Genomic DNA, 24,593 nt, shown 5'->3' with positions numbered 1-24,593 from the left:
CCTCTATGGCCCCGCAGGAACCGTCGAACACGCCCATCGACATCAAGCCCCGCAGCCGCGTCGTCACCGACGGGATCGAGGCGACGACCTCGCGCGGCATGCTCCGCGCCGTCGGCATGGGGGACGCCGACTGGGACAAGCCTCAGGTCGGCATCGCGTCCAGCTGGAACGAGATCACCCCGTGCAACCTGAGCCTTGACCGGCTTGCCCAGGGCGCGAAGGAGGGCGTGCACTCCGGTGGGGGGTACCCCCTGCAGTTCGGCACCATCTCCGTCTCCGACGGCATCTCGATGGGCCACGAGGGCATGCACTTCTCGCTCGTGTCCCGCGAGGTCATCGCCGACTCCGTCGAGACGGTGATGATGGCGGAGCGCCTCGACGGATCCGTGCTGCTCGCCGGCTGCGACAAGTCGATCCCCGGCATGCTGATGGCAAGCGCCCGCCTGGATCTCTCCAGCGTCTTCCTCTACGCCGGTTCGATCGCACCGGGGTGGGTGAAGCTCTCCGACGGCACGGAGAAGGACGTCACGATCATCGACTCCTTCGAGGCCGTCGGCGCGTGCCGTGCCGGTCTGATGAGCGAAGAGGACCTCAAGCGCATCGAATGCGCCATCGCGCCGGGCGAGGGCGCATGCGGCGGGATGTACACCGCCAACACGATGGCCTCGGTCGCCGAGGCGCTCGGTCTGAGCCTTCCCGGCTCCGCCGCCCCGCCCGCCGCCGATCGCCGCCGCGACTACTTCGCGCACCGCTCGGGAGAAGCGGTGGTGAACCTGCTCCGTCAGGGCATCACCACGCGCGACATCCTCACGCCCGAGGCCTTCGAGAACGCGATCGCACTGGCCATGGCGCTGGGCGGTTCCACGAACGTCGTCCTGCACCTGCTCGCCATCGCCCGCGAGGCCGAGGTCGAGCTGAACCTGCACGACTTCAACCGCATCGGCGACAAGGTCCCGCACGTCGCCGACATGAAGCCGTTCGGGAAGTACGTCATGAACGACGTCGACCGACACGGCGGCATCCCCGTGATCATGAAGGCCATGCTCGACGAGGGCCTGCTGCATGGCGACGCGCTGACCGTCACGGGAAAGACGCTCGCCGAGAATCTCGCCGAGCTCGACCCGCAGCCGATCGACGGCACCGTCATCCACACCTTCGACAACCCCATCCACGCGACCGGCGGCCTGACGATCCTGCACGGCTCGCTCGCCCCCGAGGGCGCCGTGGTGAAGACGGCGGGCTTCGACGCCGCCGTCTTCGAGGGCCCGGCCCGCGTGTTCGAGCGCGAGCGCGCGGCGATGGATGCGGTCGCCGAGGGCTCCATCGAGGCGGGGACGGTCATCGTCATCCGCTACGAGGGCCCCAAGGGCGGGCCGGGGATGCGCGAGATGCTCGCGATCACGGCGGCCATCAAGGGCGCGGGGCTCGGAAAAGATGTATTACTCTTGACAGACGGACGATTCTCAGGCGGCACAACCGGCCTGTGCATCGGCCACATAGCACCCGAAGCGGTGGACGCTGGTCCCATCGCCTTCGTGCGCGATGGTGATCTGATACGGGTCGATATCGCAGCTCGCTCTCTCGATCTACTCGTCGACGAGGCAGAGCTCGCCTCCCGCCGTTCCGGCTGGGAGCCGCTTCCTCCGCGCTATACCCGTGGCGTTCTTGCCAAGTACTCCCGACTCGTGCGCTCCGCTGCAGAGGGCGCGACGACCGGTTGATCCGCTGGCAGCTCTCGAGCGTTCGCGCTCGGCTCACCTCCCTTCTTTCAGATCGCAAGGAACTCCATGACTGCTGATTCCCTGTCGGCCGTGCCACGGCCGCCGTCCGCCAAATCCGCCGCCCCAGAACTGACCGGTGCGCAGGCGCTGGTCCGCTCCCTCGAGCTGCTCGGGGTGACCGACGTCTTCGGCCTGCCAGGCGGCGCGATCATGGAGGTCTACGACCCCCTGCTCGATTCCACCGAGCTGCGCCACATCCTCGTCCGGCACGAGCAGGGCGCAGGCCACGCCGCCGAGGGGTACGCCGCGGCGTCGAACAAGGTGGGCGTCGCGATCGCGACGTCCGGCCCCGGTGCCACCAACCTCGTGACGGCGATCGCCGACGCGTACATGGACTCCGTGCCGTTCGTGGCCATCACCGGCCAGGTCTTCTCCACGCTGATGGGCACGGACGCGTTCCAGGAGGCGGACATCGTCGGCATCACGATGCCGGTGACGAAGCACTCCATCCTCGTGAAGGATGTGAACGAGATCCCCGGTGCCGTGGCGGCCGCCTTCGAGATCGCCTCCACCGGTCGCCCCGGCCCCGTGCTCGTGGACATCACGAAGGACGCCCAGCAGGCGAAGGCACCCTTCATCTGGCCGCCGAAGTACGACCTGCCCGGCTACCGTCCGGTCACGAAGGCGCACGGAAAGCAGATCCAGGCGGCGGCCGCGCTCCTCGTGGAGGCGCGCAAGCCCGTTCTGTACGTCGGCGGCGGTGTCATCCGTGGCCGCGCTTCCGAGGAGCTGAAGAGCTTCGCCGAGGCATCCGGCGCACCCGTCGTCACCACTCTGATGGCCCGCGGCGCCTTCCCCGACTCGCACCCGCAGCACCTCGGCATGCCGGGCATGCACGGCACTGTCCCCGCCGTCCTCGCCCTGCAGGAGTCCGACCTGATCGTGGCGCTCGGCGCCCGGTTCGACGACCGCGTCACGGGCAAGGCGGCGCTCTTCGCGCCGAACGCGAAGGTTGTGCACGTCGACATCGACCCTGCGGAGATCTCGAAGATCCGCACCGCAGACGTGCCGATCGTCGGCGACGTGCGCGATGTGCTCGTCGACCTGGAGACGGCCTACCGCAGCGCGGTGGTCGACACGACGCCGGACATCGCCGAGTGGTGGTCCTATCTGGACGGTCTGCGCGACGAGTTCCCGCTCGGGTTCACCCCGACGACGGACGGCCTGCTCTCGCCCCAGCACGTGATCCAGCGCATCGGCGAGCTGACCGGACCGGAGGCCGTCTACGCCGCCGGCGTCGGCCAGCATCAGATGTGGGCCGCGCAGTTCATCAAGTACGAGCGCCCGAACGCCTGGCTGAACTCCGGCGGTGCGGGCACGATGGGGTACTCGGTTCCCGCGGCGATGGGAGCCAAGGTCGCAGAGCCCGACCGCGTCGTGTGGGCCATCGACGGCGACGGATGCTTCCAGATGACCAATCAGGAGCTCGCCACCTGTGTGATCAACAACATCCCGATCAAGGTCGCGGTCATCAACAACTCCTCGCTCGGCATGGTGCGCCAGTGGCAGACGCTGTTCTACGACGGACGCCACTCCAACACCGACTTGAACACCGGGCACGGCACGGCCAGGATCCCCGACTTCGTCAAGCTCGCGGACGCCTACGGCTGCCTCGCGATCCGGGTGGAGAAGGAGGAGGACGTGGATGCGGCGATCCAGCTCGCGCTGGACACCAACGACCGCCCCGTGGTGATCGACTTCGTGGTCTCCGCCGACGCCATGGTGTGGCCGATGGTGCCGCAGGGCGTCAGCAACAGCTACGTCCAGTACGCCATCGACCATGCGCCGTCCTTCGAAGGGGAGGAGTGACAGACATGTCCAAGCACGTTCTGAGCCTCCTGGTCGAAGACCGGCCCGGTCTCCTCACCCGCGTAGCGGGGCTGTTCGCCCGCCGCGGCTTCAACATCGAATCCCTCGCCGTCGGCGTGACCGAGGTGCCGGGGATCTCCCGCATCACGGTGGTCGTGGACGTCGAGGAGCTTCCGCTCGAGCAGGTGACCAAGCAGCTGAACAAGCTGATCAACGTCATCAAGATCGTCGAGCTCGACTTCGCGACCTCCGTGCAGCGTCACCACGTGCTGGTGAAGGTTCGCACCGACAACTCGACGCGTTCCAATGTGATCGAGATCGTGAACCTGTTCCGCGCCTCCGTCGTGGACTATGCCGCCGATGCCCTCGTGATCGAGGTCACCGGCGACAAGGGCAAGGTCGACGCGATCCTGCGCGCGCTGGAGCCCTTCGGCATCAAGGAGCTCGCCCAGTCGGGTCTGCTGGCCATGGGCCGCGGCGGCAAGAGCATCACTGAACGCGTTCTGCGCGGCTGACCATCCGACCTTCGAAGACCACCATCAAGGAGAAACACAAGTGAGTACTGAGATCTTCTACGACGCCGACGCCGACCTGTCCCTCATCCAGGGCAAGAAGGTCGCGATCGTGGGCTACGGCTCGCAGGGCCACGCCCACGCGATGAACCTCCGCGATTCCGGCGTCGAGGTCGCCATCGCGCTGAAGGACGGCTCGAAGTCCATCGTCAAGGCGGAGGAGGCCGGCTTCCCGGTCAAGAATGTCGCCGACGCCACGGCCTGGGCCGACCTCATCATGATCCTGGCGCCCGACCAGCACCAGCGCACGATCTACAGCGAGTCGATCGAGCCGAACCTCGCCGCAGGCAAGACCCTCGCCTTCGCGCACGGCTTCAACATCCGCTTCGGCTACATCGACGCCCCAGAGGGCGTCGACGTCATCCTCATCGCCCCGAAGGCTCCCGGCCACACCGTGCGCCGCGAGTTCGTCGCCGGTCGCGGCATCCCGGACATCATCGCCGTCGAGCGCGACGCGTCCGGCCACGCCTGGGACGTCGCCCTGTCGTACGCGAAGGCGATCGGCGGCACGCGCGCCGGCGTCATCAAGACGACCTTCACCGAGGAGACCGAGACCGACCTGTTCGGCGAGCAGGCCGTCCTCTGCGGTGGCATGAGCCACCTCGTCCAGGCCGGCTTCGAGACCCTCGTCGAGGCGGGCTACCAGCCGCAGATCGCCTACTTCGAGGTGCTGCACGAGCTCAAGCTCATCGTCGACCTCATGTGGGAGGGCGGCATCGCCAAGCAGCGCTGGTCGATCTCCGACACGGCCGAGTTCGGCGACTACGTCTCCGGCCCCCGCGTCGTCGACGCCGCCGTCAAGGAGAACATGAAGGGCGTGCTCGCCGACATCCAGTCTGGCGCGTTCGCCAAGCGCTTCATCGACGACCAGGACAACGGTGCCACCGAATTCCTCGCGCTGCGCGCCAAGGAGCAGGAGCACCCCATCGAGGTCACCGGCAAGGAGCTGCGTTCGCTGTTCTCCTGGAAGCAGACCGACGAGGACTACATCGAGGGCAGCGCTGCGCGCTGACCCCCGATGCAGTCCTGAGGGCTGTGACAGAAAGGGCGCCCCTTCGGGGGCGCCCTTTCTGCGTGCGAAAGACCACTCAGCGGGTGAGCTCCTCGAGGATCTCGACGACGTGTCGGTACGGGCGTCCCGTCGCCCTGGTCATACCGATCTCGCACGTCCTGTTGGCCGAGACGTAGGCGTCGAACCCGCCGTGCTCGGCGTCCGCGGCCGCGATCTCCGCCGACTCGACGGCGGTCGCACTGGCGGTGAGCTCGGGATGCAGCATCCCTCGGTCGCCGGCGAAGGCGCAGCATCCCCACCCATCCGGGATGAAGACCTCCTCCGAGACGGCCGCGGCAATGGCTGTGAGGGCCCCTGTCGCACCCAGCGCGGTCGTGGAGCAGGTCGGGTGCACGGCGAGGCTCTTGACCCGCTCGCGCACCGTCACGCGCGGCAGCACCTCCCGTGCCACGTAGGTCGTCGCGTCCTCGATGACCAGCTCCGCGTACTCAGGATGCGCCGTCAGCGCCTTCGCGAGCATCACGTGCAGACCCTCCGTGCAGGATGCCGCGTCGCACACGACCGGTATCCTGCCGTGTCCGCTGGCGTCCCAGAGTGACGCGAGCACGCGGCCGGTCATCCGTTCGTACCCGCTCAGGTGCCCCTTGGATTTCCACGGAGTTCCGCAGCACAACCCTCCGGCGTCCTCGGGGATCACCACGGGGATGCCCGCACGGTCGAGCAGCGACATGACGGCATCCCGAGACCCCTCGCCGTGCTCTTCCGGACCGAACATGGTGCCGATGCAGGCTCCGAAGAAGACCGCCTGCGCATCAGAGCGGGCAACGGGCGCGGGAGCTCGCGTGCCGCCGCGCGGGAGACCTGCATCGTAGAGCGGCACTGTGTCTGCGCCGAGGACGGCGCGACCGAGCTTCGTGACACCGGTCACCAGGGGTGCAGGCAGGGCGTCCGCGACCGTGAGCGCCAGACCGCCGACCCGCGTGACCGCGCCCCAGCCCTTGGCCGCGGCGTCCCACAGACCGTCCTCGACCTTCGATGCCTCTTCGGCTCTGAGGCGCCGAACCAGATCGCCGGTGTTGATGTCCACAGGACACGCGACCGCGCACATCCCGTCGACGGCGCAGGTCTGCACGCCCTCGTAGTCGTAGTCGGCGCGGAGCTCCTTCAGAAGCCTCGTATCGCCGCTCTGCTCGGCCAGTGCCATGTCGCGGCGCAGCACGATGCGCTGGCGAGGTGTCAGCGTGATCGCCTTGCTGGGGCAGGTCGGCTCGCAGTATCCGCATTCGACGCAGCGGTCGACCTCGTCCTCGACCGTCGGCACGCGCTTGAGGTCGCGCAGATAGGACTCGGGATCCTCGGAGAGCACCACTCCTGGATTGAGGATGCCTGCCGGATCCAGGAGTCGCTTGATGTCCCACATCAGGTCGGTGAGGAAGTCGCCGTACTGCCGACGCACGAACGGAGCCATGATGCGTCCTGTGCCGTGCTCTGCCTTCAGTGAGCCGGCCTGGCCGAGCACGAGATCGACGAGATCGGCTGTGAAGCGTCGGTAGCGAGCCAGGCTCGCCTCGTCGTCAAAGCGCTCGTTGAGCAGGAAATGGACGTTGCCGTCCTTGGCGTGGCCGAAGATCACGGAACCGTCGTAGTCGTGTTCCGCGAACAGCTCGATGAGCCGCTCACAGGTCACGAGCAGGCGGTCGACCGGTACGACGATGTCCTCCAGGAGGGCGGTCGTGCCGGAGGGCCGTGCGCCTGCGACGGCGGTGTAGAGCCCCTTGCGGACGTGCCAGAGCGACGCCCGCTCCGCGGCATCCGTCGTGAGGCGCGGCGCGACCGCCAGCAGAAGCCCGTCGAAGTGGGCCAGGGCCGATGCGGACGCCTCGGCCAGCGCGTCCGCATCGGATGCGTGGACCTCGACGAGCAGGGCGGCGTGCCCGTCGACGGCGATCTCCGCGATGGCTTCGGGGACGTCGCTCAAGCCCTGCGCGACGCGCAACGATGCGGCGTCCATCAGCTCGATGGTGGCGAGGCCCAGCTCCACCAGGGAGGGGAGTGCGGCCATGGCATCGGCGAGGGTGGTGAAGACCAGCAGGCCCGTGGCGATCTGCGGCCGGATCTCGATCGTGCGGAATCGCGCTTCGGCGACGAAGGCGAGCGTCCCCTCAGAGCCGATGACGAGATGCTCGAGGATCTTCACGGGATCCTCGAAGTCGAGGAGGGCGTTGAGGCCGTAGCCCATCGTGTTCTTCATCGAGAACTGCTGCCTGACGCGCTCGACCGCGTCCTGGTTGGAGAGCAGCCGCTCGCGGAGCCCGCGCAGGCCGGACGCGATCTCCGGTTCGGCTGCCTCGAGGCGCGCGAGGGCATCCGGTGCCGCCGTATCGATGATGGTCCCGCTGGGCAGGACGAGGAGCAACGAGTCGACGGTGCGGTAGGAGTTCTTCACGATGCCGCAGGCCATGCCGCTGGAGTTGTTCGCGATGACTCCGCCGATGGTGCAGGCGATCTCGCTCGCGGGGTCGGGTCCGAGCTTGCGTCTGTATCGTGCCAGACGCGTGTTCACCTGCCGCACGGTGGCTCCAGGCCCGACGCGCACCAACGCGCCGTCCTGTTCGACGGAGATGTCCCTGAATGCGCTGCGGGTGTCGACGAGGATGTCGCCCGTGACACCCTGCCCGGAGAGACTCGTGCCGCCCGAGCGGAAGGTCAGCGTGCGCCCCGCGACGCGGACGGCGTCGAAGGCGCGCGCGACTCCGTCTGCATCCTGCGGGGACAGCACGGCGTCGGGGATGAGCAGGTAATGCGAGGCGTCGTGTGCGCGCGCGAATCGATCGATGGACCGTGCGGAGATCGTGGTGTCCTGACCGAGCAGTGCGGCGTCCAGGGGAGAGGTGAGCGTCGTCGACACGGGAGCTCCTTCGCTAGGATTGTCTGACAAGTGTACCGACGTGAGGAGCATCCTCTACGCTGGGAAGCATGACCACCGCCTCCGCACTCGCTGTCGTCGGCGTCGTCGAGGCCGTGACCAGACAACTGCGCGCCGGGATCCTCCGCGGAGAGCTGCGCCCTGATGCGCCGATCACCGAGGCCAGGGTCGCCGAGGCCTATGGAGTCGCTCGCCCGAGCGCGAAGGCGGCGATCGAGCAGCTCGTCTCCGCAGGACTCCTCGTGCGCACTGCTCATCGCAGCGCGCGCGTCGTCGCCATCGACGCGGACATGGTCCAGGATGTCTACCGCACCCGCGCCCGCCTCGAGAGTGCCGCGCTTCGCGAACTCGCAGCTCACGGTCGCGTTCCGGTGGCGGCCGGCGACGCGAACGGCGAGATCCTCGCCATGGCGCCCGGCCCCGACCCGGCGACGGTGGACCCGGACCTGCGCTTCCACACCGCCCTCATCGATGCGCTCGGCAGCGAGCGGACCTCGCGGATGTACCGGAGCGTGATCGACGAGGTCCGGCTCTGCATGGCGCAGGTGCAGGGGAGGAGCCTGTTGGATGCCGCGGACATCGGGGCGCAGCACGCCGCGATCCTGGACGCCGTCGCCGGCGGCGATGGCGAGCGGGCCGCCGCACTGCTCGCCGACCACCTCGGGGCAGCGGAGCAACGCCTCGTCGACGCCCTCGGGTGACGTCCCGGACTACTCCGCCGGGGCAGTCTCCGTCTCGATGAGGATCGGCGCATCCTCCGGATCGGCCCACTCCGGCGCGGGGAGCAGCGTGTCGACGTTGCCCGCCTGAATCTCGCGCAGCGCGTCGGCGATCTCGTCGGCGTTCTCGGGGACCGTCAGACCGCAGGCGGTCAGTTCCGAGGCGAACTTGAGCGTCAGGCGGGTCTTTCCGGCCGCGACGGCCTCGGCGGTCGTGCCGTTGAAGATCTCACTGCCGGTCTGGATGTCGGAGACGCTGTCGCACACGTGATAGACCGAACCGCCCTCGACCCAGAACACCTCATCCTCGCCGAGCAGCTGGATGACGGCGGACTGGTCGGCGGTGTACTGCTCGACCGACGGCGGGTTGAAGCTCGTGCCGAAGTACGCCGCGACGAGAGCGAGGACGATGCCGACGATGCCGGCCGTGGTCTTCTGCCCCTTGTTCATGTCCTTGTTCAGGAACACGAGGATGATGAGCGGAAGGAAGGCGATGATCGCGATGATCGCGCCGAGCTGGTTCTGCACGAAGAAGCGCACGGTGTCGGACTTCTTCGCAGGATCGAGCCGGTTCGCCTTCTTCCAGAGGACCGAGCCGGTGATCGACAGTGCCGCGATCACGACGAGGAGCACCAGCAGTGTGATGAATGCCCACTGCGGGAACGTCGCCGTGACGCCCGGCTCGGAGAGCAGACCCGTCTCGGCATCCCGCACCAGCGCGCCGTCCTCGCCGACGAACTCGCGCTGGCGCAGCAGCCAGAAGATCGCGACGGCTTCGGCGGCGATCGCCACGAACCAGAGGGCGGCCGCGATCCAGCGGAAGGTCGTCGCCTTCTTCTTCGCCTCGACGGTCGGCTTCCACTCCCTTCCGGCGGTCGCGGATGGCTCTTCGGTCGTGCTCTCGCGCTCAGACACTGTGCGATGTTCCCCTCTGTCAGTGCTGGCACCGAGCCTAGTGGGCGCGTCGACGGCGTCGCTACGCTGGAGACATGACATCGGATGCGGATGACGCGCTCTCCTGGGAGGGCGATGAGGAGCGGGAACCCGCGAAACCTGCGCTGCCGCAGGGCTGGAACGCCGTGGGCAAGGGCAGCGAGCAGGTCGGCCGTATCGAGAAGGACGGGGCGGTCCTGCCATCGCCATCCCCGGCGCAGCCCGCTCAGGAGAGCACGGGGATGCTGCTGTTCCTCGGGCTCATCGGCGGCGTGTACCTGCTCTATTCGATCGGCTGGGTGATCGGCGGGCTGAACCTCCGTCCGCTGGCCGGTCTGATCGTCTCGGATGCGATGTACCTGCCATGGCAGATCCTCGCGGTTGCCGCTCCCGCGCTCTGGATGCTGACGGTGTGGGTGCTCACCCGCCGCAGCGCCACCTGGATCCGCGTGCTGCTGCTTCTCGTCGGCGCGGTGCTGCTCGTGCCGTGGCCCTTCGTCATGGTGGGGGTGAGCGGAGCATGAGCGGGCTCGCAACGACCGAGCGGCTCGGGTGGCTGCGCGCCACGGCGATCGGCATCGCCGGGCTCTTCTACGCGTATGCGGTCTGGAACGCCCTGGCGCACCTGATCTCGATGGTGCAGGGGAGCGGGCTCACGGCGGTGGGGTGGTTCACCCTGCTGTTCGGCGTCGTCTTCCCGGCGATCGTCTTCGTGCTCGCCGTCGTCATCGGGCGTCGGCGACCCGCGGGCGAGCTGTCGCTGGTGCTTCTCGCGGGGCTCGGGATCGTCGCCGTGTTCTGGCTCAGCCTCGTCGGCTACAGCATCCTGAACATGGACGCGCTGGTGAACCTCGAGCTGTAGCGTCACACGGATCGGCCGCGCCTCGGCGCTGGGCTAAAGTGGAAGCGATCGCGTCCCGAAGGCGTGCGGCGCATCGATCCCATCCGCGTACTGACGCTCACCCCGAAGGATCCGCTGTGCCGAAGCCCGTCGTGCTCATCGCCGAAGTTCTCTCGCCCGCCACGATCGAGGCCCTCGGCCCCGACTTCGACGTCCGCAACGTCGACGGCACGGATCGAGAGGCGCTGTTCTCGGCGCTGTCCGACGCGGACGCCGTGCTCATCCGCTCCGCGACCCGCATCGACGCCGAAGCTCTCGCGCACGCCCCGAAGCTCAAGGTCGTCGCCCGTGCAGGCGTCGGCCTCGACAACGTCGACATCAAGGCGGCGACGACGGCCGGAGTGATGGTGGTCAACGCGCCGACGTCGAACATCATCTCGGCGGCCGAGCTCACCTGCGGCCACATCCTGAGCCTTGCCCGCCACATCCCGGCCGCCAACGCCTCGCTGGCCGGAGGTGCCTGGAAGCGCAGCGCATACACGGGTACGGAGCTCTTCGAGAAGACGCTCGGTGTGATCGGTCTCGGTCGCATCGGAGCTCTCGTCGCCGCACGCATGCAGGGCTTCGGCATGAAGGTCGTCGCCTACGACCCGTACGTCACGAGCGCCCGCGCGCAGCAGCTCGGCGTCGAGCTGCGCACCCTGGACGAGCTGATCGCGGAGAGCGACTTCATCACGATCCACATGCCGAAGACGCCGGAGACGACCGGCATGATCTCCACCGCGCAGTTCGAGGCGATGAAGAAGACCGCCTACGTGATCAACGTCGCCCGTGGCGGGCTCATCGACGAAGAAGCGCTGCACGCCGCGCTCGTCGCCGGAGAACTCGCCGGCGCGGGGCTGGACGTGTTCACTTCGGAGCCGCCGGCCGAGGGCGGCAGTGCGCGTCCGCTGCTCGATCTGCCGAACGTCGTCGTGACGCCCCACCTCGGCGCCTCCACCGACGAGGCGCAGGAGAAGGCCGGGGTGTCCGTCGCCCGGTCCGTCAGGCTCGCGCTCGAGGGCGATCTCGTTCCCGACGCCGTGAACGTCGCAGGCGGCATCATCGATCCCTTCGTGCGGCCGGGCATCGACCTCGTCGAGAAGCTCGGTCAGGTCTTCAGCGGTCTCGCGACGTCGGCTCTCACGAGCCTCGACATCGAGGTGCGCGGCGAGCTGGCCGACTACGACGTGAGCGTGTACAAGCTCGCGGCGCTCAAGGGCATCCTCTCCAACGTGGTCAGCGAGAACGTCTCCTACGTCAACGCCCCGCTCTTCGCCGAGCAGCGCGGCATCGAGGCGCGCCTGGTCGTCGAGAAGGAGAGCCCCGAGTACCGCAACCTGACGACGCTGCGCGGCGCGCTGGCGGACGGCACGGTCCTCATGGTGGCCGGAACGCTCGCGGGCACCCGCATGGTGCAGAAGATCGTCGGCATCAACGGTCACGACATCGAGGTCCCACTCGAGAAGCATCATGTCGTGATGCTCTACACGGATCGTCCTGGCATCGTGGCGGTCTACGGCCAGAAGTTCGGCGACGCGGGCATCAACATCGCAGGCATGCAGATCGCCCGTCGTGAGGCCGGTGGCCAGGCTCTGTCCGTGCTCACCGTCGACTCGCGGGTCCCCGATGAGCTGCTCGCCGAGGTCGGTGCGGACATCGATGCCTCGATCATCACGCAGATCGAGATCACCGAGGACTGATCAGGTCGTCGCCGACGTCACCAGGGCGATGAGGCGGGAGAGCGCGTCTCCGCTGGGCGCGGGGCCTGCAAGAGCTGCGGCCTCGTGCCCTGATGCGTCCAGCACGTTGTTGTAGTACAGCCCGTCGCTGACCAGGAGGACGAGGTCCAGGGCGGTCTCGTCCTTGACGTAGGGGCGGAGGGCGTCCGCCCATTCCTCCCTGATCCGTCTGAGCGCCTCGCCGGCAGGGGAGTGCCCGCCCTGAGCGAGCTTGGAGGCGGCGACGAGCGCGCGGTCGAAGGCGCTGTCGTCCATCACGGACGTGCGGATGAAGTAGGCGACGGCGCCGTCCGGTGCGCCTGCCATGTTCGCCAGGTCCTCGTCTGCGAGGGTGCGCAGGCGGGCGAGGAGGCCGGTGGCCAGCTCGTCCTTCGAGGCGAAGTGGTAGAGCAGGCCGCCCTTGGAGACTCCGGCCGCCCGCGCCGTGGCGTCGAGGGTCGCTGCACGCTCGCCGTCGTCGATGAGGAGGGCTTCGAAGGCATCGAGGACGCGTTCGCGGGCGAGCGGTGGTCGGGGCATTCTGTTACTATACCAACCGGACGGTATAGTTTCGTGCCAGGAAGTTTCAGAGGTGGAAGATGGTCACGGCGTCGATTCCGACGACGGAAACGGATGCGCCCCGCGTCGGGGCGCGGGGATGGTGGGCGCTCGTCGTCCTCATGCTTCCCGTCCTGCTGGTCTCGGTGGACAACACCGTGCTCAGCTTCGCGTTGCCCGAGATCGCGATAGCGCTCGCACCTTCCGGGGCCGAGCAGCTCTGGATCATCGACGTCTACCCGCTCGTGCTCGCCGGCCTCCTGGTCACGATGGGCACGCTGGGCGACCGGTTCGGTCGGCGCCGGATGCTGCTCATCGGTGCCACCGGCTTCGCTGCCGTCTCGGTGCTGGCCGCCTTCGCGCCGACGGCCGGGCTGCTCATCGCCGCGCGTGCCCTGCTGGGGTTCTTCGGTGCGATGCTCATGCCGTCGACGCTTTCTCTGCTCCGATCGATCTTCCGCAACCGTGACCAGCGCCGGATGGCGATCGCGGTCTGGGCATCCGCGTTCTCCGCAGGATCCGCGCTCGGGCCGATCGTCGGAGGCTTCCTGCTCGAGCATTTCGACTGGGGCTCGGTCTTCCTCATCGCCGTGCCCGTGCTGATCCCGCTCCTCGTCGCGGCACCGTTGCTGGTGCCGGAGAGCCGCGACCCCGCCCCGGGACGCATCGATCCGATCAGCATCGTGCTGTCCATGGCTGCGATGATCCCGGTGGTCTACGCGATCAAGTCGCTCGCGGTCGATGGACCGTCCTGGACGGTCGCCGCCTGGGCGGCGCTCGGGGTCGTCATGGGCGTGCTCTTCGTGCGACGTCAGCTGCGGGCGGACATCCCGATGCTCGACATGGCACTGTTCCGTCGAGGGTCCTTCTCCGGAGCGATCCTCGTGAACCTCCTCAGCGTGGTCGCGCTGGTCGGATTCCTCTACTTCGTCTCCCAGCACCTCCAGCTCGTCCTCGGCCTCTCGCCGATGGTGGCCGGCGTCGCACTCGTTCCGGGCATGGTCATGATGATCGTGGCGGGGCTGCTCGTCGTGCCGATCTCGCGGAGGGTCAGGCCGCACATCCTCGTGCCCGGTGCACTCGTGTTCTCCGTCGCCGGATACCTGCTCGTGGCGTTCACGACGTACGATCACGGCGTCGCGCCGCTGATCATCGCCTTCGTCGTGCTCGGCATCGGGATCGGCGCGGCGGAGACGATCTCGAACGAGCTCATCCTCTCCAGCGCCCCCGCGGAGAAGGCGGGAGCCGCCAGCGCGGTGTCGGAGACGGCATACGAACTGGGAGCGGTGCTCGGCACAGCGATCCTCGGCGGTCTGATCACCGCGTTCTATCGCGGTGCGCTCGTGATTCCCGAGGGTGTGCCAGCCGACATCGCAGAGACGGCGAGGGAGACGCTCTCCGGGGCGTATACGGCTGCGGCCGAGCTCCCCGGAGCCGTCGGCGAGGCGCTCTGGACGGCAGCGGCGTCGGCGTTCGGCTCCGGCGTCACGGTGACCTCGCTCATCGGCGCAGGGCTCGTCGTCGTCGCTGCGGTGATCGCCGGGGTCACCCTGCGCACTCCGCGTTCGCGCTGACCAGTACGCTGGGGGAGAATCCCCGATGCAAGGAGTGTCATGTCGCGTGTCGTGAAGCTGGCGGTCATCCCCGGTGACGGAATCGGCCCCGAGGTCATCGCAGAGGCGGAGCGCGTGCTCGATGCCGTGACTGCCGAGAGCGATGTGGTCTTCGAGAAGACCCGCTTCTCGCTCGGCGCCGCCCGTTACCTCGAGACCGGTGACACCCTCACCGACGAGGACCTCGCGGCGATCAGCTCCCACGACGCCATCCTGCTCGGCGCCGTGGGCGGTCAGCCGGGGGATCCACGTCTGAAGGATGCGAACATCGAGCGCGGTCTCCTTCTGAAGCTGCGCTTCACGCTGGACCACTACGTGAATCTCCGTCCGTCCAAGCTCTTCGCCGGCGCCCCCGGTCCGCTGGCCGAGCCGGGGGAGATCGACTTCGTCGTCGTCCGTGAGGGCACCGAAGGCCCGTACGTCGGCAACGGCGGGGCGATCCGCAAGGGCACGCCGCAGGAGGTCGCCAACGAGACCAGCGTGAACACCGCCTTCGGCGTCGAGCGCGTCGTCCGCTACGCGTTCGAGCTCGCCGAGCGCCGCAGCAAGCGCCTCACCCTCGTGCACAAGACGAACGTCCTCGTGCACGCCGGCGGGATCTGGCAGCGCGTCGTGAACGAGGTGGCCGCTGAGCATCCCGGAGTGGCCGTAGACTATCTGCACGTCGACGCGGCAACGATCTTCCTGGTCACGAACCCGTCCCGCTTCGACGTCATCGTCACCGACAACCTCTTCGGCGACATCCTCACAGATCTGGCCGGCGCCGTCACCGGTGGCATCGGTCTCGCAGCATCCGGGAACATCAACCCGGACGGCGCGTTCCCCTCGATGTTCGAGCCCGTCCACGGCTCGGCCCCGGACATCGCCGGCCTGCAGAAGGCCGACCCCACCGCAGCGATCCTCTCCACAGCGCTCCTGCTCGATCACCTCGGGCTCCGCGCCGAAGCCGCCCGCGTCAACCGCGCGGTCGAGGAGGACATCGCTTCGCGCGACGGCGCGCGGACCACCAGCCAGACGGGCGACGCCATCATCGCGAGGCTTCAGGCGTAATCTGAGAGCACGCGAGCGACGCCCGCACCCGACCGCAGAATGTGACATCACCATGACGCTGACCGACACCGAACTCGCACCGCTCGAGTTCTCCGTGACCCGCAACCTCGCCGCCAAGTCCCCGGCGGAGCGCGACGAGCTCCTCAAGAACCCGGGCTTCGGCACGGTCTTCACCGACCACACCGTCGACATCTGCTGGTCGGCGAAGGGCGGCTGGCACCGTCCGCGCGTGCAGCCCTACGGGCCGATCTCGCTCGACCCCGCCGCGGCCGTCCTGCACTACGGTCAGGAGATCTTCGAGGGCATCAAGGCGTACCGTCACGCAGACGGCTCGATCTGGACCTTCCGTCCGGAGAAGAACGCGGAGCGCCTGCAGCGCAGCGCACGCAGGATGGCGCTGCCCGAGCTGCCGACCGAGTACTTCATCCAGGCGCTGCGCGAACTGATCGCCGTGGACGGGGCCTGGACGCCGCCCGGTGCGGACCAGAGCCTGTACCTTCGTCCCTTCGAGTTCGCCAAGGAGGCGTTCCTCGGCGTGCGCCCCGCGCAGAAGGTGGCGTTCTACCTCATCGCGAGCCCGGCCGGCTCGTACTTCACGGGCGGTGTGAAGCCGGTGCGCATCTGGCTGTCGGAGACCTACGCCCGTGCGGGCAAGGGCGGCACGGGCGCGGCGAAGACGGGCGGCAACTACGCATCGAGCCTGCTTCCGCAGGCCGAGGCGTATGAGAAGGGATGCGACCAGGTCGTGTTCCTCGATCAGGACGGCAACGTCGAGGAGCTCGGCGGCATGAACGTCGTGTTCGTCTACAAGGACGGCCGGATCGTGACCCCGCAGTCCGACAGCATCCTCGAAGGGATCACCCGCGACTCGATCCTCCAGCTGGCCGAGGACCGTGGGCACACGGTGGAGCGTCGTCCCGTCTCGCTGCAGGAGTGGCGTGACGGCGTCGCGTCCGGCGACATCGTCGAGGTCTTCGCATGCGGTACTGCCGCGGTGGTGACCCCGATCGGCGCCCTTGTCGCCGAGGGCTTCGAGGACGCCCAGCCCACCGGAGAGCTCGCGCTGTCGCTGCGGGAGGAGCTCACCGACATCCAGTACGGGCGTCGCGAGGACACCCACGGCTGGCTGCTCCGGCTGGACGCCTGAGCACGGCGTCTTCACGTCGAAACCCCGCCGGTCGCACCGGCGGGGTTTCGACGTGAAGGGAGCAGCTCGTCACGTCCAGGCGAGCCAGTCCCGCTTCGGGATCAGGCAGTGCACACCCATGACGCCGTCGACGACCTGCGACACCTCGAAATCGCCGGCGGCGGACAGGTAGGCGAGTGCCGACTGCCGCGGAAGGTCGAATCTCTCGGCGAGGAAGCGGATCGCCTCCCGCACGGCCGCGCGCATCGCCTCATCGAGGGTCGGAGCCATGCCCGTAGGGATCCAGTGCTCTCCGGTCTCGCCGAAGGGCGTGGTCAGAGCTCCGAACAACCCGGCGCTCTCGGCGGCCGGCACGACCGTGAGCGTGAGCGTCGCACGCAGCGACGCCTCCAGCGCGGTCAGGGCCACCTCGCCGTTGCCCTGGGCGAAGTGCGGATCGCCGGCGTAGAACAGCGCTCCGTCGGTCTGGATCGGAAGGTACAGCGACGTTCCCGCGACCAGGTGCTTGATGTCGACATTCCCGCCGTGCGGGCCAGGCGGTACGGAATGGGTCGGAGTGTCATCGACACCGGCAACACCCATCAGCCCGAGGAACGGGGCGAGCCGGAACGATGCCGATCGGTCGGCGTCGACGCGGAAGCGGCCACGCGCCGTGCCGCACCCGTCGTCCTCGACCCAGCAGAAATGCGACACCGTTCCCGAATCCGGCTGCAGATCCGGTCCCCACGGATGCTCGTCGCGCAGCGGGTACTCGCCGGGAAGTGCCCCGAAGCCGTGCCGGTTGCTGATGAAGCCGTACTCCACCCGGCGATCGAGAGCACGGATGTCCACCCGCAGGACGTCCCCACGCCGTGCTCCGGAGACCGCGATCGGACCGGTGACGACGTGTGGCCCGTCGAGATCCGTGTTCGACACGTCGCTGGCCGCCAGCTCCGTGGCGTCGCGCAGGACGTCGTCGCGCCCGTGCGCGGCGAGGAAGGCGACGGGATCCCGGCCCTGATCGGCGAGGAGGCCCTCGTGCGACAGGGTGTCCATCGTGACGCTGTCTCCGGATCGAACCGTGAGGGCGGGGGTGCTCGCCGCAGTGGGGAGCCATCCCCAGCCGACCTCGTCCACCCGGCAGGGGAGGTAATTGTCGGCACGGATGAGTCCGTGCCCGGGGTCCAGGATCGTGCTCATTCGTGGCTCCCTTCGTCGATTCCGACGATGAGGTCGATCTCGATCAGCGCGCCGACCGCCAGACCGGTCACGCCGACGCAGGTGCGCGAGGGGAGGGGCGCTCCGAACCAGCGCCGGTACACGGCGTTCACGGCGTCGAAGTCATCGAAATCCCGCAGATACACGCGGACCATGAGGGCGTCCTCGAGGCGTGCCCCGCACCCGCCGACGACCGCTTCCAGGTTGCGCAGCACCTGTTCGGTCTGCTCCTCGACGCCGCCGGAAACGAGTTCTCCCGTGCCGGGCACGGTCGGCATCTGGCCGGTGACGAACAGCAGGTCGCCCCAGCGGGTCGCGTGGGCGAACGGGCCGACCTGCATCGGGACCCCGCTGGTGCCGTTCAGGTCGTAGGTGATCTTCGTCTTGCTCGTCATGGTCATACCTCCGCCGCGTTCATAGCGGTCATGAATGTCACTGTCTGGGGGGATCGGGGTGCGCCGATGACCTGCTCTGCAGGGCCGGCCTCGACGACGCGGCCGCCCGCCATGAACACGGCCGTGTCTGCGACCTGGCGTGCGAAGCGCAGCTGATGCGTCGCGATGATCATGGTCAGGCCCTCGTCGCGGGCGAGCGCCGTGATCACGCCGAGCACCTCGGCGACGAGCTCGGGATCGAGCGCGCTCGTCGGCTCGTCCAGCAGCAGGAGCCGAGGACGCGACGCGATGGCGCGTGCGATCGCGACGCGTTGCTGCTGACCACCGGACAAGCCGGACGGGTCTGCGTCGGCGAACTCGGCGAGGCCGACGAGCGCGAGCAGCTCGTGTGCGCGCTCGGCGGCCGCCTCCGGCGACCAGCCGTGCACCCAGCGCAGCGGCCCCGCGATGTTCTCGGCGACGCTCAGATGCGTGAAGAGTGCAAAGTTCTGGAACACCATCGAGACTCCGGCATCCACGCGCTCGGCGGCCAGTCGTGATTCCGAGTGACGGCGTCCCGACGAGCCGATGCCGAGCTCGGCGCCGTTGACGGTGACAGTTCCGGCATCGCGCTCCTCCAGCTGGTTGATGATGCGCAGCAGCGTCGATTTGCCCGACCCGCTCGGTCCGAGCAGTGCGAGGACTTCGCCGGGTGCGACGGTGAGGTCGATCCCGTCCAGAACCGTGCGGTCGCCGTAGCGCTTGACGATGCCGGTGAGCTCGAGCGCGGCTCCGCTCTGTCCGCGGGCGGCCGGACCGGCGCTCTGTCTCGCAGCACGCGAGGGCGTCCGTGGAGTCGTCTCGGCATCGCCGGACCGGATCGCTCGGGTGCGCCGCGCGGTGGTGGGGCGGATCCCGCTGATGCGCGCCGAGCGGCGCTCCACGAGCATCTGCAGGAGCGTGATCGCACCGGTCAGCAGCAGGTACAGCACGGCCGTGGCGAAGTAGATCTCGAAGTAGTCGAACGTGGAGCTCGCGAGCTGCTGTGTCCGCAGCGTGAGCTCCGGCACGGCGATGATCGATGCCAACGCGGAGTTCTTCATCGTCGAGATCGCCTCGTTGCCCAGCGCGGGCACCATCTGCCGGAAGGCCTGCGGCGCGGTGATACGGCGCATGAGCGCCGCGGGTCCGAGACCCAGAGCACGGCCGGCCTTCCCCTGCGCCTGATCGACACCGCGGATGCCGGAGCGGAAGATCTCGGAGAAGAACGTCGCTTCGTTCATCGCGAGTGCCAGCGAGCCCGCCACGATCGGCGTCAGGACGATGCCGGCGTGCGGCAGCACGGTGAAGGCGAACACGAGCTGAAGGATGAGGGGCGTGCCGCGATACAGGGTCGTGTAGCAGCGTGCCACCGCGCTGAGTGCGCGGAAGCGGGTGAGCTGCATCGCGGCGAGCAGCGCGCCGAGCACCATGCCGCCGAGGAAGCCGTATACGGTCAGCTGCAGCGTGACGAGCACACCGTCCAGCAGATACGGCAGGGTGAGGTAGTGAAGGAATCCGGTGAAGTCCATCAGCGAGGCCCGCTCAGCCCACGCTGAGGATTGTCGGCTCGGCGTCCTCGCTGGACTCGAGCTTCCAGCGCGCCGCGAGTTCCTGCTGGATGCCTCGGCTCTGGATCTCGGTGAGGGCAGCAGCCACCGCGGTGCGGAAGGCGTCCTCTCCCTGCGGGACGGCGATGCCGATCTCGTAGTCGAGCATCACCGTCTCCGCGGATGCGAGGGCGTCCGGGTGCTCGGCGATGTAGCGCATGACCGTGTTGATGTCGTTCATGTAGCTGTCCGCGCGACCCGAGAGGATGGCCTGGACGCAGTCGGCGCTGGAGTCGAACAGGCTGACGATCGGCGCATCCAGGCCCTCGGCCTCGCAATCCGGTCCGACGGCTTCCACGAGAGGCACCTCGACGTACCCCTTGTTCAGAGCGACCGTCGTCCCGCACAGGGACGTGTCGATCCCGGTGATCTCCCTGGGGTTCCCGGCAGCGACGAGGATGCCGTCGAACACCTTCGAGTAGCTGATGAAGTCGACGCCGCCGGCAGCACGATCCTCGGTCGCGTAGAGGTTGGAGACGATCCAGTCGGCCTGACCGCTCGCCACGGTAGGGATCATCTCGGCGAAGCCGACCGGGATGTAGTCGACGGAGAAGCCGAGGCAGGCGCCGATCGCGTTGCCGAGGTCGATGTCGAAACCTTCGTAGGTGTTCGGGTCCTCGGCGCTCACGGTCTCGTACCCCGGCGTGTGCGGATTGAGGGCGTTCGTCTGGGTCGTGCCGACGAGGTCGGGGTTCTCCTCGCGGAGCGTGACGCAGGCCTCGCTGGCCGCGAGCTCCGCCCACTCGTCGCTCGCGTCTCCGGCGGGGTCTGCGTCCGGGCTGCAACCGGTGAGGGCGAGCACAAGGGCAGCGCTGGTTCCGATGATGCTGAGGGTGCGTGTGCGGGTCACGAGGCGTCCTTCGTCTGGGGATGGGTGCGTCCGTTGAGGGGAGCGGCGGAGAACTCGGTTCGAATTGGTCCGACCAAGTGGCGCCAGACTATGACGCTCGAGGAGTCCGCCGAGTCCGTTTCGAACACTCGTAATGGCCTCTTTACGCCGCCGAAACATTCCGTCCTGCGCCCCTGGAATGCGGTCGGACCAATGAGCCGGAGCCTGCTAGCCTGTTGGGCATCCAGCGCGGAAGGATCGCAATGACAGCCCAGAACGCCGTGTCACCGCGCCGCCCAGAGCGGGAATCCGTCGCCGTCACGGCGCACCTGGAGCGCCTCATCGCCACGGGGGCAGTCGCCCCCGGCGAGAAGCTGCCCCCGGAACGAGCACTGGCGGAGCAGCTCTCCGTCTCGCGCACGACCGTGCGGGAGGCGATGCACGAACTCGAGAACAGGCGGTTGATCGAGCGGACCCCTGGGCGAGGGACGCGGGTGCGCGAGCGGGGAGCCCAAGCGCGCGATCTCGACGCGCTCGTCGCCTCGGCCGGACGGCAGGACGACGTCGCCGAGCTCCGCTCCGCGGTCGAGCCCCTTCTCGCGCGTCTCGCCGCCCAACGCGCCACCAGCGCGTCCATCGCCGCCCTCGAAGAGCTGGTGGTCGCATCGGCAGGGCCGATCACGGCTGCTCGTTCGTTGGAGCTCGATACGACGTTCCACCAGACCCTTGCCAGTGCGGCGGGAAATCCTCTGCTCAGCGAGCTGCAGCGGCTCGTGATCACCTGGACCACCCCGCTGCGTCGAGACTCCCACGCCCATCGCAGCGGCCGTGCGATGTCGGCGGAGGGTCACCTCGCGATCCTGGTCGCCGTCCGCGACGGCGACCCCGATGCAGCGCAGCGCGCGATGGAGGAGCACCTGCGAGAGGTCCGCGAGGCCATCACGACGGAGGGCGAGCGCAGAGACCGGTCCGATCCTGGCGGGGGAGCAGCACGCGCTGAGTAGGCTGAGGGGGTGAAGATCGCTCGGTTCAGCCACAACGAAGCCATCCGCTACGGCATCCTCGACGAGGGCGAACTCGTCGTCCTCGCCGGAGACCCGATGTTCACGGGTTACGAGACCACCGGTGAGCGCGTGCCGCTCGCCGACGCCGCACTGCTGGCGCCGGTGATCCCTCGCTCCAAGGTGGTCTGCGTCGGCAAGAACTATCACGACCACGCCAAGGAGATGGGTGGCGAGGCCCCGGAGGAGCCCCTCCTGTTCCTCAAGCCGAACACCGCGGTCATCGGCCCTGGCGATGCCATCGTGCGTCCGACCATCTCGGAGCAGACCGACTTCGAGGGCGAGCTCGCCGTGGTGATCGGTCGGGTCGCGAAGAACGTCGCGGCCGCGGATGCCCTCGACTACGTCTTCGGCTACACGATCGCCAACGACGTGACCGCGCGCGATCTGCAGCGCAAGGACGGACAGTGGACGCGCGGCAAGGGCTTCGACACCTTCTGCCCGCTCGGACCGGTCATCGACACGGAGTTCGATGCGGAGAGCGCGACCGTTCAGACCAGAGTGAACGGCGACGTTCGGCAGCAGGCGCCGCTCACCGACATGATCCACTCCGTCGCCGAGATCATCGCCTACGCATCCGCGGTCTTCACCCTCCTGCCCGGCGACGTGATCCTGACGGGCACGCCGGCCGGCGTCGGTCCGTTCGTCGCAGGCGACACCGTCGAAGTCGAGATCACGGGTCTCGGCATCCTGCGCAATCCGGCGCGCGACGCGGCACCTGCCGCATGAGCGCCGTGACGGCCTTCGAACAGGCGGCCGTCCAGCGCCGCACCGTTCTCGTCCTCTCGCTCGGGCAAGTGCTCGGCGGTATCGCATTCGGCGCGACCGTCTCCCTCGGCGCGTTGCTCGCCGCGGACATCTCCGGCGACGATGCGCTCTCAGGGCTGGCGACGGCCTCGGTCACGCTGGGGGCTGCGCTGTGCGCGATCCCGCTCGCACGTCTCGCCGCCAGGGTCGGACGTCGCCGGGCGCTCACCCTGGGCAACCTGCTCGCCCTGGCGGGCATCGGAATCGTGATCCTCGCGGCGGCGCTGCGGGTCTTCCCGCTCCTGCTCGCAGGCATCCTTCTCATCGGTGCGGGCAACGCGGGAAACCTGCAGTCCCGATTCGCAGCGACCGACCTCGCCGCACCGCATCACCGCGGCAGGGACCTCTCCGTCGTCGTCTGGGCGACGACGATCGGGGGCGTCGCAGGGCCGCTGCTCCTCGGGCCCGGAGAGGTCGTCGGACAGGCGATCGGGATGCCGCCGCAGACCGGTTCCTACCTGTTCTCGCTCGTGGCGCAGACAGCGGCGTTCCTGCTGTACGTCGTCGCCCTTCGACCCGACCCGCTCCTGACCGCTCAGCGGATCGCGGCCGCCGCCCCGGCGTCCGAGGTCGTCGAGCGCGTGGACCGGCCAGTGGTCGCACGGTATGCGATCTTCGCCATCGCCGCGTCGCACGTGGTGATGGCATCGGTGATGGCGATGACCCCGATCCACCTCTCGCACATGGCGCACAGCATGCATGCCGGCCACGCGAGCACCTCCGACGTGTCGACGCTCGTCGGAGTGACGATCGCGCTGCACGTCGCTGGCATGTACGCCCTGTCGCCGTTGTTCGGCATCCTCGCGGACCGATGGGGCCGGCTCCGTGTCGTGCTCCTGGGGCAGGGACTGCTCGGTCTCTCGCTGGCCTTCGCGATCACCGTGAACGATCAGGCATGGGGCGTGATGGTCGCGCTCATCCTGCTCGGCCTCGGGTGGAGCGCGGCCACGGTGGCGGGCGCCGCACTGCTCACGGAGGCGTCTGCGCCGGAACTGCGCACCCGCAGACAGGGACGCAGCGACTCGTTGATGAGTCTGTCGGCCGCGGCTGGAGCGGTGCTCGCCGGCGTTGTGCTCTCGAACTTCCAGTACGCCGGCCTCGGGGTGGCTGCTGCCGTCCTCGTCGTCGCCATCGTGGCGCTCTCGCCGCTCGGGCGATTGACGCGACGATGAGCACGTGGGCCGGGGCCGGCCCCGCATATGCGGCCTCCTATGCCGAGCTCTGTGCCGGCACCGTCGAACGCATGCGGGAGATCGCTGGTCCCGCTCGCGGTCGGAGCCTTCTCGATGTCGGTGCCGGTGAGGGAACGCCGGCTTCCGCGTGGATCGCGGCCGGTTGGGATGTCGTCGCCTGCGAACCGGAGGCCTCCATGCGTGCGCAGGCTGCGCGGAAGCATCCGTCCCTCCCGATGATCGATGCGAGCCTTCCCGCGCTGCCGCTCGGGGGCGGCTCCTTCGACGTCGTCACCGCGAACTTCGTGTTGAACCATGTGCCGGATCCTCGAGCAGCCGCCGCGGAGTTGGCCCGTGTGTCTCGGGCCCACGTGATCGCGACGATCTGGACGGCATCGCCGTCCTGGTTCTGGGCCGAGGTCGTCGAGCGCGCGGAGCTCGAGCCTGCCACCGGCGGCCGGCTTCCGCAGGAACTCGACTTCGATCGCACGGCCGCCGGATTCGTCCGGATGCTCGCAGAGGCCGGTCTGCCGGGTGCCGTCGTCGTGGAGCAGTCGTGGACCTGGAAAGTGACTCCCGCGACGCTGTGGACGGCCGTCGAAGGCGGCGTCGCGGGAATGGGTGCGTTCTACCGCGACCTGTCCTCGGCGGACCGGAGCGCATTCCGCGCGGCATTCGATGCCGTCGTCGCAGATCGTGAGCAGCAGGGCAGGCTGCCGCTCGACCATCGTGCAGCGCTGGCCTCCTGGACGCGTGACGACGCCGCTCCGGCGGCCTGAGGGC

At 68.6% G+C, this 24,593-nt stretch carries 22 protein-coding genes; 15 read left to right on the top strand and 7 right to left on the bottom strand.

Annotation, left to right across the window (positions count from 1 at the left end; genetic code table 11):
• The first annotated feature begins 5 nt into the window (after positions 1 to 5).
• From ilvD to ilvC, 4 genes are all read left to right on the top strand, one after another.
• A complete protein-coding gene (gene ilvD / locus ACWGJP_RS12870) occupies positions 6 to 1,721 on the top strand; it encodes a dihydroxy-acid dehydratase (RefSeq protein ID WP_452330171.1) in 1,716 nt (571 codons plus the stop codon).
• A 66-nt stretch (positions 1,722 to 1,787) separates the two neighbouring features.
• Positions 1,788 to 3,590: an acetolactate synthase large subunit gene (locus ACWGJP_RS12865; RefSeq protein ID WP_452330170.1), complete on the top strand. Its 1,803-nt coding sequence runs from the start codon at positions 1,788 to 1,790 to the stop codon at positions 3,588 to 3,590.
• A gap of 5 nt (positions 3,591 to 3,595) precedes the next feature.
• Complete coding sequence (gene ilvN / locus ACWGJP_RS12860) at positions 3,596 to 4,105, top strand: acetolactate synthase small subunit (RefSeq protein WP_452330169.1); 510 nt, start codon at positions 3,596 to 3,598, stop codon at positions 4,103 to 4,105.
• A complete protein-coding gene (gene ilvC / locus ACWGJP_RS12855) occupies positions 4,083 to 5,174 on the top strand; it encodes a ketol-acid reductoisomerase (RefSeq protein ID WP_452330384.1) in 1,092 nt (363 codons plus the stop codon). Before ilvN ends, ilvC begins: the two co-directional genes overlap by 23 nt.
• Positions 5,175 to 5,250: 76 nt before the next feature.
• Here ilvC and ACWGJP_RS12850 read toward each other — a convergent pair whose 3' ends face one another.
• Positions 5,251 to 8,133: an FAD-binding and (Fe-S)-binding domain-containing protein gene (locus tag ACWGJP_RS12850; protein ID WP_452330168.1), complete on the bottom strand. Its 2,883-nt coding sequence runs from the start codon at positions 8,131 to 8,133 to the stop codon at positions 5,251 to 5,253.
• 17 nt (positions 8,134 to 8,150) lie between these two features.
• On the opposite strand from ACWGJP_RS12850, the gene ACWGJP_RS12845 reads away from it, so the two are divergent.
• Positions 8,151 to 8,801: a GntR family transcriptional regulator gene (locus ACWGJP_RS12845; protein ID WP_452330167.1), complete on the top strand. Its 651-nt coding sequence runs from the start codon at positions 8,151 to 8,153 to the stop codon at positions 8,799 to 8,801.
• 9 nt (positions 8,802 to 8,810) lie between these two features.
• Here the strand turns inward: ACWGJP_RS12845 and ACWGJP_RS12840 are convergent, their stop codons facing one another.
• Complete coding sequence (locus ACWGJP_RS12840) at positions 8,811 to 9,734, bottom strand: hypothetical protein (RefSeq protein WP_452330166.1); 924 nt, start codon at positions 9,732 to 9,734, stop codon at positions 8,811 to 8,813.
• A 74-nt stretch (positions 9,735 to 9,808) separates the two neighbouring features.
• Here ACWGJP_RS12840 and ACWGJP_RS12835 point away from each other — a divergent pair, with 74 nt between their 5' ends.
• From ACWGJP_RS12835 to serA, 3 genes are all read left to right on the top strand, one after another.
• Positions 9,809 to 10,276, top strand: a complete 468-nt coding sequence (locus ACWGJP_RS12835) for a hypothetical protein (protein WP_452330165.1) — start codon at positions 9,809 to 9,811, stop codon at positions 10,274 to 10,276.
• Positions 10,273 to 10,614 (top strand): hypothetical protein, encoded by a 342-nt coding sequence (locus ACWGJP_RS12830; protein ID WP_452330164.1) that lies wholly within the window; start codon positions 10,273 to 10,275, stop codon positions 10,612 to 10,614. Before ACWGJP_RS12835 ends, ACWGJP_RS12830 begins: the two co-directional genes overlap by 4 nt.
• A 116-nt stretch (positions 10,615 to 10,730) precedes the next feature.
• The gene (serA, locus tag ACWGJP_RS12825) at positions 10,731 to 12,335 is read left to right on the top strand and encodes a phosphoglycerate dehydrogenase (protein WP_452330163.1); all 1,605 of its coding nucleotides are present in this window, start codon (positions 10,731 to 10,733) and stop codon (positions 12,333 to 12,335) included.
• Here serA and ACWGJP_RS12820 read toward each other — a convergent pair whose 3' ends face one another.
• Positions 12,336 to 12,893 carry a TetR/AcrR family transcriptional regulator gene (locus ACWGJP_RS12820; protein WP_452330162.1) on the bottom strand — a complete coding sequence of 186 codons (558 nt, stop codon included), beginning with the start codon at positions 12,891 to 12,893 and terminating at the stop codon, positions 12,336 to 12,338.
• Positions 12,894 to 12,952: 59 nt separating this feature from the next.
• Here ACWGJP_RS12820 and ACWGJP_RS12815 point away from each other — a divergent pair, with 59 nt between their 5' ends.
• From ACWGJP_RS12815 to ACWGJP_RS12805, 3 genes are read left to right on the top strand one after another with little or no spacing between them, the layout of a single operon-like run.
• Positions 12,953 to 14,485 carry an MFS transporter gene (locus ACWGJP_RS12815; RefSeq protein WP_452330161.1) on the top strand — a complete coding sequence of 511 codons (1,533 nt, stop codon included), beginning with the start codon at positions 12,953 to 12,955 and terminating at the stop codon, positions 14,483 to 14,485.
• Positions 14,486 to 14,524: 39 nt separating this feature from the next.
• Complete coding sequence (locus ACWGJP_RS12810) at positions 14,525 to 15,574, top strand: 3-isopropylmalate dehydrogenase (RefSeq protein ID WP_452330160.1); 1,050 nt, start codon at positions 14,525 to 14,527, stop codon at positions 15,572 to 15,574.
• 52 nt (positions 15,575 to 15,626) lie between these two features.
• A complete protein-coding gene (locus ACWGJP_RS12805; RefSeq protein ID WP_452330159.1) occupies positions 15,627 to 16,721 on the top strand; it encodes a branched-chain amino acid aminotransferase in 1,095 nt (364 codons plus the stop codon).
• Between the two features lie 69 nt (positions 16,722 to 16,790).
• Here the strand turns inward: ACWGJP_RS12805 and ACWGJP_RS12800 are convergent, their stop codons facing one another.
• From ACWGJP_RS12800 to ACWGJP_RS12785, 4 genes are read right to left on the bottom strand one after another with little or no spacing between them, the layout of a single operon-like run.
• Positions 16,791 to 17,900, bottom strand: a complete 1,110-nt coding sequence (locus ACWGJP_RS12800) for an acetamidase/formamidase family protein (RefSeq protein ID WP_452330158.1) — start codon at positions 17,898 to 17,900, stop codon at positions 16,791 to 16,793.
• Entirely contained in the window at positions 17,897 to 18,313 is a 417-nt protein-coding gene (locus tag ACWGJP_RS12795; protein WP_452330157.1) for a RidA family protein, read from the bottom strand. The genes ACWGJP_RS12800 and ACWGJP_RS12795 overlap by 4 nt, the downstream gene beginning before the upstream one ends.
• Positions 18,314 to 18,315: 2 nt before the next feature.
• A complete protein-coding gene (locus ACWGJP_RS12790) occupies positions 18,316 to 19,863 on the bottom strand; it encodes an amino acid ABC transporter permease/ATP-binding protein (RefSeq protein ID WP_452330156.1) in 1,548 nt (515 codons plus the stop codon).
• 13 nt (positions 19,864 to 19,876) lie between these two features.
• Positions 19,877 to 20,791, bottom strand: coding sequence for an ABC transporter substrate-binding protein (locus ACWGJP_RS12785; RefSeq protein ID WP_452330155.1), 915 nt, complete (start codon positions 20,789 to 20,791; stop codon positions 19,877 to 19,879).
• 242 nt (positions 20,792 to 21,033) lie between these two features.
• Here ACWGJP_RS12785 and ACWGJP_RS12780 point away from each other — a divergent pair, with 242 nt between their 5' ends.
• The 4 genes from ACWGJP_RS12780 to ACWGJP_RS12765 are packed head-to-tail and all read left to right on the top strand — an operon-like array spanning position 21,034 to position 24,589.
• Complete coding sequence (locus ACWGJP_RS12780; protein ID WP_452330154.1) at positions 21,034 to 21,774, top strand: FadR/GntR family transcriptional regulator; 741 nt, start codon at positions 21,034 to 21,036, stop codon at positions 21,772 to 21,774.
• Between the two features lie 9 nt (positions 21,775 to 21,783).
• Positions 21,784 to 22,560 (top strand): fumarylacetoacetate hydrolase family protein, encoded by a 777-nt coding sequence (locus ACWGJP_RS12775; protein ID WP_452330153.1) that lies wholly within the window; start codon positions 21,784 to 21,786, stop codon positions 22,558 to 22,560.
• Positions 22,557 to 23,810 carry an MFS transporter gene (locus ACWGJP_RS12770; protein WP_452330152.1) on the top strand — a complete coding sequence of 418 codons (1,254 nt, stop codon included), beginning with the start codon at positions 22,557 to 22,559 and terminating at the stop codon, positions 23,808 to 23,810. Before ACWGJP_RS12775 ends, ACWGJP_RS12770 begins: the two co-directional genes overlap by 4 nt.
• On the top strand, positions 23,807 to 24,589 hold the full coding sequence (locus ACWGJP_RS12765) for a class I SAM-dependent methyltransferase (protein ID WP_452330151.1): 783 nt from the start codon (positions 23,807 to 23,809) through the stop codon (positions 24,587 to 24,589). Before ACWGJP_RS12770 ends, ACWGJP_RS12765 begins: the two co-directional genes overlap by 4 nt.
• Positions 24,590 to 24,593: the final 4 nt, after the last annotated feature.

This window comes from Microbacterium sp. NPDC055903 (assembly GCF_053615555.1).
This window is presented reverse-complemented; position numbering and strand designations above follow the sequence as displayed.

What these genes read in the sequence shown, in the direction of transcription:
- ACWGJP_RS12805 (WP_452330159.1), top strand. Translation starts at nt 15,627, where the DNA reads ATGACGCTGACCGACACCGAACTCGCACCGCTCGAGTTCTCCGTGACC.
- ACWGJP_RS12815 (WP_452330161.1), top strand. Translation starts at nt 12,953, where the DNA reads ATGGTCACGGCGTCGATTCCGACGACGGAAACGGATGCGCCCCGCGTC.
- ACWGJP_RS12850 (WP_452330168.1), bottom strand. Translation starts at nt 8,133, where the DNA reads ATGCTCCTCACGTCGGTACACTTGTCAGACAATCCTAGCGAAGGAGCT.
- ilvN (WP_452330169.1), top strand. Translation starts at nt 3,596, where the DNA reads ATGTCCAAGCACGTTCTGAGCCTCCTGGTCGAAGACCGGCCCGGTCTC.
- ACWGJP_RS12820 (WP_452330162.1), bottom strand. Translation starts at nt 12,893, where the DNA reads ATGCCCCGACCACCGCTCGCCCGCGAACGCGTCCTCGATGCCTTCGAA.
- ACWGJP_RS12835 (WP_452330165.1), top strand. Translation starts at nt 9,809, where the DNA reads ATGACATCGGATGCGGATGACGCGCTCTCCTGGGAGGGCGATGAGGAG.
- ACWGJP_RS12790 (WP_452330156.1), bottom strand. Translation starts at nt 19,863, where the DNA reads ATGGACTTCACCGGATTCCTTCACTACCTCACCCTGCCGTATCTGCTG.
- ACWGJP_RS12765 (WP_452330151.1), top strand. Translation starts at nt 23,807, where the DNA reads ATGAGCACGTGGGCCGGGGCCGGCCCCGCATATGCGGCCTCCTATGCC.
- ACWGJP_RS12810 (WP_452330160.1), top strand. Translation starts at nt 14,525, where the DNA reads ATGTCGCGTGTCGTGAAGCTGGCGGTCATCCCCGGTGACGGAATCGGC.
- ACWGJP_RS12795 (WP_452330157.1), bottom strand. Translation starts at nt 18,313, where the DNA reads ATGACGAGCAAGACGAAGATCACCTACGACCTGAACGGCACCAGCGGG.
- ACWGJP_RS12780 (WP_452330154.1), top strand. Translation starts at nt 21,034, where the DNA reads ATGACAGCCCAGAACGCCGTGTCACCGCGCCGCCCAGAGCGGGAATCC.
- ACWGJP_RS12800 (WP_452330158.1), bottom strand. Translation starts at nt 17,900, where the DNA reads ATGAGCACGATCCTGGACCCCGGGCACGGACTCATCCGTGCCGACAAT.
- ACWGJP_RS12770 (WP_452330152.1), top strand. Translation starts at nt 22,557, where the DNA reads ATGAGCGCCGTGACGGCCTTCGAACAGGCGGCCGTCCAGCGCCGCACC.
- ACWGJP_RS12865 (WP_452330170.1), top strand. Translation starts at nt 1,788, where the DNA reads ATGACTGCTGATTCCCTGTCGGCCGTGCCACGGCCGCCGTCCGCCAAA.
- ACWGJP_RS12845 (WP_452330167.1), top strand. Translation starts at nt 8,151, where the DNA reads ATGACCACCGCCTCCGCACTCGCTGTCGTCGGCGTCGTCGAGGCCGTG.
- ACWGJP_RS12830 (WP_452330164.1), top strand. Translation starts at nt 10,273, where the DNA reads ATGAGCGGGCTCGCAACGACCGAGCGGCTCGGGTGGCTGCGCGCCACG.
- ilvD (WP_452330171.1), top strand. Translation starts at nt 6, where the DNA reads ATGGCCCCGCAGGAACCGTCGAACACGCCCATCGACATCAAGCCCCGC.